The sequence below is a fragment of the Candidatus Zixiibacteriota bacterium genome, from assembly GCA_040752595.1.
Classification (GTDB): Bacteria; Zixibacteria; MSB-5A5; order WJJR01; family WJJR01; genus JACQFV01.
Genome location: JBFMGX010000033.1, coordinates 20,964 through 30,106, shown reverse-complemented (window position 1 = coordinate 30,106; position 9,143 = coordinate 20,964). Strand labels below are relative to the sequence as shown.

Sequence of the window (9,143 nt, the reverse complement as noted above, 5' to 3'; positions counted from 1 at the left end):
CGGGCGGGCTCAATCGCAACGGTTCCAGTCGCGGTCCTCTGCGCATGCGATGCCTCCTTCAAAGAGTCTACCAGACATACGCAGACGAGAGAATAATGTTTAAGAAATTAATGACTCAGGACACTAGAATGTCCGGAGACGGGCGGCCAATGAAGTTGATGGTGCGGAGTTCTGGGTCGGCCTCCCACACAATCACTGTCGGGATAAGAGTGGGTTGTTCACCGTGCACCAAGTTCTATCTCCGCCGACGCGGCGCCTGCTCGAGGTAGGAGCCGGCGTGCAGTTCTTTGCGTAATATAGCTCCGCCGGAGCAAAAACGGGTCGGCTGGGCCTGGCGTTGCGCCGGCGGCTTGCTCTGACGACTGAAGGCCGGACCCAACTGTTTGCCTGACAGCGAGATGCGCCATCGGGACCGCATCGGCCGTGATTGTCTCTCGCGGATCGGACAATCGGGATGAAGCCGATCGAGAGGGAGGTGGCGTGAGTATCAGCTTCCTACCCATGCGCAGAGCTGCGGGCGCGACCGGCGAATCCGCCTCGGGCGGACTCGCGTCGCGCGGCCTGACAAGTCGACCGCGATAGGGGATTCGCGCTTGTGTTCACATGGATTGGAGTTATACTGAGACTGGGAGAGCCGGCGCGATGTAGGCGCCGGCAGAATGTACGTCGGAAGGAGTATCCCTCCAATCCGCACCGTGACGGGTCGGTTTCGGCAGTTCTTGACGGGTCATCGCGAATAGAGGCAAGACGGCACCCGGCGGTTCTTCCTCCTCCGGACTGCTACTCGGGATCTTGTGGCTGGCAATGGCCAACGGGGAGAGATCATGAGACGGATTCTGGTGGGCACGTTTGCGCTTTTGGCGGTCGCCACGACGGCGTGGGGCGGTGATCTCTATCGCGTCAGTCTGCACGGACCGCGCGATGCGTTCTGGATACAATCCATCGGTGGCGAGGTGCTGCTACGGGCGGGCAATGACTATCTCCTCCTGGGTGATGAGATGACCGCCGAGCAACTCCCGCAGTATCGACTCGATCATGAGCTGCTGGAGAAGGGTGTGCAGAAGAACGAACTGGCGATTGACTGGCGGCGCGACCGCAAGAACCTCGACCGATATCCGCTGCTCTATGAACACGAGGGGATCCGTGTCCTCCGTGTGAAGCCTACCGATCTGCTCCCGACCGGCAACGTGCCGGATCTGTTGCCCATCCGCAATGAGCACCTCCAGATCGCCTACGTGGTCCCGGAGCCGGTTCAGAAACAGATGTTGATGCCCCTGGCGGATCTCGATTCGGTGATCAACAAAGTGAGTCAGGATTCGATCGTGGCTTGGGAGAATCGGCTCCAGGCCTTCTACCGTCGGGTGGCCGGGACAGACTCCATCTATGCCGCCCGCGATTGGATCAAGGCGAAGTTTCAATCGTTCGGCTACGACTCGGTGTACACCGATCTGTTTTATGCCTCAGTCTCGGGCGGCACCAAGCCCTGTTACAACGTGGTCGCCGTCAAACCGGGCGCAGCCTATCCAGAGAAGCAGGTCATCGTCGGTGCGCACTATGACGCTGTGCCTCCTTCGCCAGGGGCTGACGACAACGCCTCCGGCACGGTCGGTGTACTGGAACTGGCGCGTATCCTCAAGAATCTCGAAAACGACCTGACCCTGATCTTCATCACGTTCGATGCCGAGGAATGGGGGTTGTACGGATCGGAACACTATGCCGATGAGGCGGCGGCGAGGGGCGATCAGATTGTCCTGATGTTCAACATGGACATGATTGGGTGGTACATCAATTACGGAGACGCCAATCTGTACCACGGCAGCAGCACCCAGTACGCGCAGCACTGGATCGACGTCGGCGGCCCGCTGGTGGGGATCAGCGGACATCTCGCCGGGACCTCCAGCGGTTCGGACCACTACCCCTTCACGCAGAAGGGCTACGATGGTGTGTTCCTAGCGGAGTACAATTTCTCGGGGGTCTATCATTCCTCCCAGGACAGCACCACCTACATGAGCTTCGACTACATGACCCGGATGATCAAGGCGTCGCTGGCCACTGTGTTTACCGTTGCATATAACAAGGACATAGACGGGGACGGCATCCTGAACGACGTCGACAATTGCCCGTTCAATTCCAACGCCAGTCAGGCCGACTACGACGTCGACGGGGTCGGCGATGTCTGCGACAACTGCGCGGAGGTGGCCAACCCCGGCCAGGGCGACGTCGACCATGACGGCATCGGCGACGTCTGCGACGTTTGTTTGTTCGACGGCCCCAATTTCACCGCGGGGGGCGAGGCCGAGGCCTATGGTTTGGGTTGGAGCGTGAGCGGGGCAGGGGACGTCAACAACGACGGATACGATGATTGGATCGCGGGCATCAATGGCTCGCATTCGGGGCCGGGACAGCCAGGGCAGGCCTATGTTTATTCCGGGCGCGACGGTAGCCTCCTATACCATTTCACCGGTCAGGCGCCGCGAGATTGGTTCGGCTCGGCAGTGGCTGACGGGGGGGACCTCAACGGCGACGGGTATGATGATGTCATCGTCGGCGCGATGGCCAACGACGCATACACCTTCAATGCCGGGCGCGTGTATGTCTTCTACGGCGGCGCCGGTCCGTTTCCGATCACGAAGAACGCCGCGAGCGCTGATCGCATCTTCACCGGAAGCGCGGAGGCCGATTACTTCGGCACCGCTGTCTCCGGCATCGACGATATCAACGGTGATCTGGTGCCGGACATTGTGATCGGGGCGCCCAGTTACACGGTGGGGATGCCCGGCCCGGGTCGTGTCTTCTTGTATTCCGGTGCCGACGGTGCGCTGGTCCGTACGCTCACCGGCCAGGTCTCGGGGGATCAGTTCGGCGCCGCGGCGTCGCGCGCCGGCGATTTCAACCAGGATGGGGTCGAAGATGTGATCGTGGGGGCAAAGTGGAACGACGCCATGGGCACGAACGCGGGTCGGGCCTACGTGTACTCAGGCGCCACCGGGGCACTCTTGCGAACCTTCAGCGGTGATCAACAGGATGACGAGTTTGGTGGCGCGGTGGCGGCGGCGGGGGATGTGAACCATGATGGATTCGCCGATGTCGTGGTGAGTGCCCTCTACAGCGGTAACGGCAGGGTCTACATCTACTCCGGGCAGAACGGTGTGCTCCTCTACGTCCACGAAGGCGCAAATCTCGAGGATATGTTCGGCTATGCGGTCGCCGGCGCCGGAGATGTCAACGGCGACACCTATGCGGATTATCTTGTCGGTGCGCCGGGACAGGGACGCGTGTACCTCTATAGCGGCCGGCTGGGGACTCTACTGTACGCCTACAGCGGCAGCGGCCAGGAGCCCAGCGATTGGTTCGGCAATGCGCTCTCGGGTTCCGCTGACGTCAACGGCGACGGAATTCGTGATCTGATTACCGGTGCCTGTTGGAAGAACACCGCTCAGGGCGACGGTGCCGGGGAAGCGTATGTCTTCTTCCTCGGGGACGCTGACGGCGACATCCTCTACGCCGGTTGCGACAATTGCCCGGCAGTCAGCAATCCCGGACAAGGGGACGCGGACGGCGACAAGATCGGCAATGCCTGTGACAACTGCCCCACAATCTACAACCCCGACCAAGTTGACGCCGACAGCAATGGCGTCGGTGACGTCTGCGAATGTCAATGCCCGTGCGCGGCCGATCCGCAGTGCGACGGCGTGCGCTCCACGCTGCCGGACGTCACCATGACCATCGACGTGGCCTTCCGCGGCGTCGCGCCGGTGTCTGATCCGTTCTGCCCGCGGTACCGGACCGATGTGGACTGTAGCGGCGCGACGACGATCACCGACGTCATCAAGGTCGTGGATGTGGCGTTTCGCGGCGCCAGCCCGGGCGCGACCTACTGTGATCCCTGCGGCCCGTAGCCGCGCGGACCAGGAATGATCTCCGCCCGTGAGACAAGCTTCCACGGGCGCTTTCCTCTTGCGGCCGGCTTCACAACCCCTGAGAGGGCCCAAATGCTCCGTGCCACGGGTCTTTAGGGCTTGTTGAAAAACCTCCCAATTCCGCCCATGTGCGGTCGGGTGCCCACACCCGACCGTTGATGCACAGCCACTTGCGCCGGGTGTGGGCACCCGGCGCCACGGAAACGGTGGCTCTTTCAACACGCCCTTTAGACCCGTGAATTTTCATCTCGGGAAGGCGGCGGCACGGGTCTGAAGACTTGTGGCATGACATCCCGTCTCCGTGTGTGCACGAGTTGACGAAAATGACAGTCTGGCCGAAATAGAGGTGGGAGGATGGAACCGGAACGCGTATAATTCATACGTATGAATGAATCGCTCGGCACACGACAGGCCCTGCTGACATCGGCACGTTGGCTCTTCGCCCGTAACGGGTATGATGGCACGTCGATCAAGATGATCACGGCGCGGGCGCATGCCAACTTGGGGGCCGTGACCTATCATTTCGGCACGAAACGGGCACTGTACGACGAGGTGCTGCGGGCAGCGGCGGGACCGCTGCTGGAGCGGGTGCGGCAGGTTGACGCCGCAGACGGCGCGCCGCTGGCACGCATCGCCGCCGTGGTACACGCGATTCTCGACCACATCACCGCCCACCGCCACTTGCCGGCGTTGATGCTGCATGAGTTGTCACTGGAGCGGCCGATCCCGGAGCCGGTGCGCCAGGTCATGGAAGGGGCGTTCCGCATGTTGCGAAAGCAAGTGGCGGCCGGACAGCGCGATGGGAGCATCGTCTCCGGCGATCCGGTACTACTGACGATCAGCATCGTGGCGCAGCCGATCTATGTCGCGGTGGCCCGCAAGCCGCTGCGCGATGCGGTCGGTCTGGACACGGCGGACCGCAAGACGCGCATCCGGTTGGCGGATCACATGGTCACATTCCTGCGACGCGGGTTGTCGCCAACAAGGAGGGGCCGCGGATGAGACATCGTTTTGCCGTGCTACTGATCGTGGTGTCGGTGCTGTCCCGACACGGCGATGCTCGGGCCGATTCTACCGGCGCCGCCCTCACGATCACAGCGGCGGTGAAGCTGGCGGTCGCGCAATACCCATCGGTGGCGGTCGCGCGCGCGGTCGGTGACCAGGCGAGGGCGGCGGTCGGCGAGGCGCGAGCCGCTTGGATGCCGACATTCTCTCTGGCGATGTCGGCCACGCAGTATGAGGAGCCGATGCTGGTCTCGCCGATCCACAGCTTTTCGCTGACTATGCCGCCGACGTTCGATCGTACAGTCTTTCAGTCGGCGGTCGCGGCGGAGTACACGTTGTTTGACGGTGGCGGGCGGGGCGCTCGCATTCGACTGGCAAAGCATCAGGCGGCGGTGGCCGAAGCGGGACTGGATGCGACCCAGCAGGCGCTCATCGCCCGGACCGTCGGCGCTTACCTCAATGTCTTGGGGATGCGGGAAGTCCTGGCCGCCCACGATCGTCGCATCGCGGCGTTCCAGTCCCAGAAAGATCGCATCAGACAGCTCCACGATGTGGGGCGTGCCGCCGACGTGGACATCCTCCGCATTGAAGCGGCTCTCACCCAGGCCGAGGCCGATCGAGTCGAGGTTGCCACCAACCTGGACACGGCGGAACGAGATTTGGCTCGTCTGCTGGGTCTGGCTCCAAGCACAAGCGGGTTCGAGCGGCTGCGCAGCGTGACGCTGGCCGACTCCACACTCAGGTCGCGCGACGAGGTGCTGGCGGCTGTCTCAGCGAGGAGTCCGGCGATCACGCAGGCGAAATCCGCGCTCGCCGCGGCCGACGCCGGATGGGCCTTGGCTCGTTCGGTGCACTGGCCGTCAGTGCACGCCGTCGGCAACTATGTGGATCGCCGCAACGAGGAAGGGTATCACGCCGCCGAATGGAGCGCTGGTCTTTCGCTCTCGCTCCCGCTGTTCACCGGCGGTGCGGTGGCGCATTCCGTGGAGCGGGCGCGGGCATCGGCGCGTGCCGCCAGGGAGCAGTTGCGGCAGGAGGAATTGCGCGTGGTCGGCGATGTAGATCGCGCGCTGAGTGCCATCAACGCGGCGCGGGCGCGCACGCGCAGTCTGGCGGCGGCGACAGAGCGGTTCGCGGAGATCGTGCGCATTGAGAAATTGCGACTGGAAACCGGTGTGGGGACACAGACCGATTATCTGACGTCGGAGGCGGACCTCCTGTCGGCCAGTGCCGGACTCACGGCGGCGCGAAACGCGGAGATCGGGGCGAACGTGGAGCTGGCACGAATTTCCGGAGAGTTGACTATGGATTGGATTGCCCATCATCTGGAGGATCGGCCGTGAGTCAGAAGAAGCCGGTCATCGCTGTCATCGCCGCCGGCGCGCTCATCGCCGCGGTGCTGATGATCATAGTTTGTCGCGACGGGTCGCAGGCGAATCTGGCGGCCTCCGGGACCGTTGAGGCAGTCGAGGCACAGTTGGGTTTCCCTGTTCCCGGTCGTCTGACGCGAGTCATGGTGCGTGAGGGTGACACCGTTGCCATCGGAGCGACGCTGGCCGAGCTCGACATGACCGAGGCCGAAGCGAGACGAGGACAGGCGGCGGCACAGGTGGATGCGGCCCGGGCCTTGTTGACCGAATTGGAGACCGGTTCCCGCGCCGAGGAGGTGGCCCAGGCGCGTGCCGCCCGGCAGACAGCACAGGAACGTCGCAATGACGCGCAGCGCGATTGGGAGCGAACCAAAACGCTCTACGACGGTGGCGCAACCAGTCGGGAAGCGCTGGACAAGGCGAGAGTGCTTCTGGACGTCGCCGAGAATCAACTGACCTACGCCGAAGAGCAATTGCGTTTGGTCGAGAGCGGTCCCCGACAGGAGCGAATCGCCGCGCAACGGGCCCAGGTGACCCAGTCGGAAGCGGCATTGCGCGCCGCCGAGTCGGTGTTGCAGAACATGGCCATTCGCGCCCCGTTCGCCGGTGTGGTCACGGTGCGTCACCGGGATCCGGGAGAGGTCGTGCCCGCCGGGTCGCCGGTGTTGACGCTTCTTGATCGCAACGACCGGTGGGTGCGCATCTACATCCCGGAGGATCAGATCGGTTCAGTCCGCATCGGGCAGGCCGCTACGATCACGACTGACACCCATCCGGAGAAACGATATCGCGGCGCCGTGACGACGGTCGCCAGCGAGGCCGAGTTCACGCCCAAGACCGTGCAGACGGCGCGTGAACGCGTGCGATTGGTCTATGCGGTCAAAGTTCGTATTCTCGATGACCCGGAGTACGAGTTGAAGCCGGGAATGCCCGCGGATGTCCGACTGGACACCTCCCGATGACCATGGACTTGGCGGCTGCGATCCGTGTTGAAAAACTCTCGCGCCGGTTCGGCGATCGGATCGCCGTCGCCGAGTTGTCCTTTGACGTGAAGCGTGGCGAGTTGTTTGGGTTGGTGGGGCCGGATGGAGCCGGCAAGACGACGACCTTGCGCATGCTCGCCGGTGTTCTGCGACCGAGCGGTGGTGACGCCCACCTGGCCGGGGCGAGCGTCCGACACAATCCCGAGCAGGTGAAGCGCACGATCGCCTACATGTCGCAACGCTTCGGGCTCTATGCCGACCTGACGGTGCGCGAGAATCTGGAGTTCTACGCCGACTTGTACTGCGTGCCTCGCGCCGAGAGACCGGCGCGGCTTGAACGGCTGTTTCATTTCTCCAACCTGAGGGAATTCCAAAATCGCCTCGCCGGGCAGCTCTCCGGCGGCATGAAGCAGAAACTCGGTCTGTCGTGCGCCCTGGTCCACCAGCCGGAGATTCTCCTTTTGGATGAGCCCACGTTCGGGGTCGATCCGATCTCGCGTCGCGACCTCTGGTTGATTGTCCATGAGATGGTGGCGGAAGGCGTGACCGCCATCGTGAGCACGGCATATCTGGATGAAGCAGAACGCTTCGACCGTCTGGCGTTGATTCATCAGGGTCGTGTGTTGGCGATCGACACCCCGGGTGCGCTGCAAGAGAGTCTGGCCGGTGAGCTCTTGTCTGTCCGTTTGGAGAATGCGCGCGGCGCTCTGGCCGTCGTGCAACAAGTTCCCTCCGTGCGCCGGGCGGCGGTGTTTGGCGATCGCCTGCATCTGACCGTGACCTCGGTCGAACGGGATCTCGGACCGATCCGCGTCGCCTTGGTGGAATCGGGTTACCCCGTGCTCGATGCCGGTCCGCTGACACCGTCGCTGGAGGATGTCTTCATCGACCGCGTATCCTCCGTGGAGCAACCGTGAGTCCGTCTGTCGCCGTCGACGTGGCCGCGCTCACGCGGACATTCGGCGACTTCACCGCGGTCGACCACGTGAGCTTCTCTGTTTGGGAAGGGGAGATCTTCGGATTCCTCGGCCCCAACGGCGCCGGCAAGACCACGACGATCCGGATGCTGTCCGGGCTGCTGCTCCCGACGTCGGGTTCGGGGATGGTCGCCGGGTACGACATTGCCCGGGACTCGGAGTCGATCAAGCGCCGTATCGGCTACATGTCGCAACTGTTCTCCCTCTATGGCGACCTCACGGTGGAAGAGAACATCGACTTTTTCGCGGGGCTCTACGGCGTGGGGCGCCAGGAGCTTCCGGCGCGGCGTGATTGGGCGCTCTCGATGGCGCATCTCACCGATCAACGGCGTCGCCTGACCGCCGAGCTCCCCTTGGGTTGGAAGCAGCGCCTGGCCCTGGGATGCGCGGTCCTGCATCAGCCGAAGCTGCTGTTCCTAGATGAGCCGACCTCCGGGGTCGACCCGATCTCGCGGCGGAGTTTCTGGGACTTGATTCATGCGTTGACCCACGAGGGAACGACGGTTCTGGTCAGTACGCACTACATGGAGGAAGCCGAGTACTGCCATCGCCTGTCGTTGATGAATCGCGGCCGGCTCATCGCGCTGGATACGCCGTCGGCGCTGCGTAAGCAGATGGTCGAGCCGATTCTGGAAATCGATACCGACGACGGCACCCGGGCGGTGGAGGCGCTGCGCGGCCTCGAGGGCGTGCAGGAGGCCGGTCTGTTCGGGCGGGCGGTCCACGTCGTGCTGCGCGACACGGCGCCCGAGCGACAGGAAGCGGTCGGTGCGCGACTCCGGGAACGCGGCGTTCCATTTCGTCGCATGACCGTTGTGTCACCATCCTTGGAAGACGTCTTCATCGCCCGCATACGAGCCGAGGGCGGCGCGCCGACGGAGTGACTGT

At 63.5% G+C, this 9,143-nt stretch carries 6 protein-coding genes; all 6 read left to right on the top strand.

Going from position 1 to position 9,143, the window contains the following annotated elements:
• The first annotated feature begins 824 nt into the window (after positions 1-824).
• The 6 genes from AB1792_08955 (at position 825) to AB1792_08930 (ending at position 9,139) form a co-directional block, all read left to right on the top strand.
• Positions 825-3,899, top strand: coding sequence for a M28 family peptidase (locus AB1792_08955; protein MEW5702342.1), 3,075 nt, complete (start codon positions 825-827; stop codon positions 3,897-3,899).
• A gap of 405 nt (positions 3,900-4,304) precedes the next feature.
• Positions 4,305-4,922, top strand: coding sequence for a TetR/AcrR family transcriptional regulator (locus AB1792_08950; GenBank protein MEW5702341.1), 618 nt, complete (start codon positions 4,305-4,307; stop codon positions 4,920-4,922).
• The gene (locus tag AB1792_08945; protein MEW5702340.1) at positions 4,919-6,268 is read left to right on the top strand and encodes a TolC family protein; all 1,350 of its coding nucleotides are present in this window, start codon (positions 4,919-4,921) and stop codon (positions 6,266-6,268) included. Before AB1792_08950 ends, AB1792_08945 begins: the two co-directional genes overlap by 4 nt.
• A complete protein-coding gene (locus AB1792_08940; GenBank protein ID MEW5702339.1) occupies positions 6,265-7,257 on the top strand; it encodes an HlyD family efflux transporter periplasmic adaptor subunit in 993 nt (330 codons plus the stop codon). Before AB1792_08945 ends, AB1792_08940 begins: the two co-directional genes overlap by 4 nt.
• On the top strand, positions 7,254-8,195 hold the full coding sequence (locus AB1792_08935) for an ABC transporter ATP-binding protein (protein ID MEW5702338.1): 942 nt from the start codon (positions 7,254-7,256) through the stop codon (positions 8,193-8,195). The genes AB1792_08940 and AB1792_08935 overlap by 4 nt, the downstream gene beginning before the upstream one ends.
• The gene (locus tag AB1792_08930) at positions 8,192-9,139 is read left to right on the top strand and encodes an ABC transporter ATP-binding protein (protein ID MEW5702337.1); all 948 of its coding nucleotides are present in this window, start codon (positions 8,192-8,194) and stop codon (positions 9,137-9,139) included. The genes AB1792_08935 and AB1792_08930 overlap by 4 nt, the downstream gene beginning before the upstream one ends.
• Positions 9,140-9,143: the final 4 nt, after the last annotated feature.

Excerpts from the sequence above, each read along its gene's own strand:
- AB1792_08955 (MEW5702342.1), top strand. The coding sequence starts at position 825 with ATGAGACGGATTCTGGTGGGCACGTTTGCGCTTTTGGCGGTCGCCACG.
- AB1792_08950 (MEW5702341.1), top strand. The coding sequence starts at position 4,305 with ATGAATGAATCGCTCGGCACACGACAGGCCCTGCTGACATCGGCACGT.
- AB1792_08945 (MEW5702340.1), top strand. The coding sequence starts at position 4,919 with ATGAGACATCGTTTTGCCGTGCTACTGATCGTGGTGTCGGTGCTGTCC.
- AB1792_08935 (MEW5702338.1), top strand. The coding sequence starts at position 7,254 with ATGACCATGGACTTGGCGGCTGCGATCCGTGTTGAAAAACTCTCGCGC.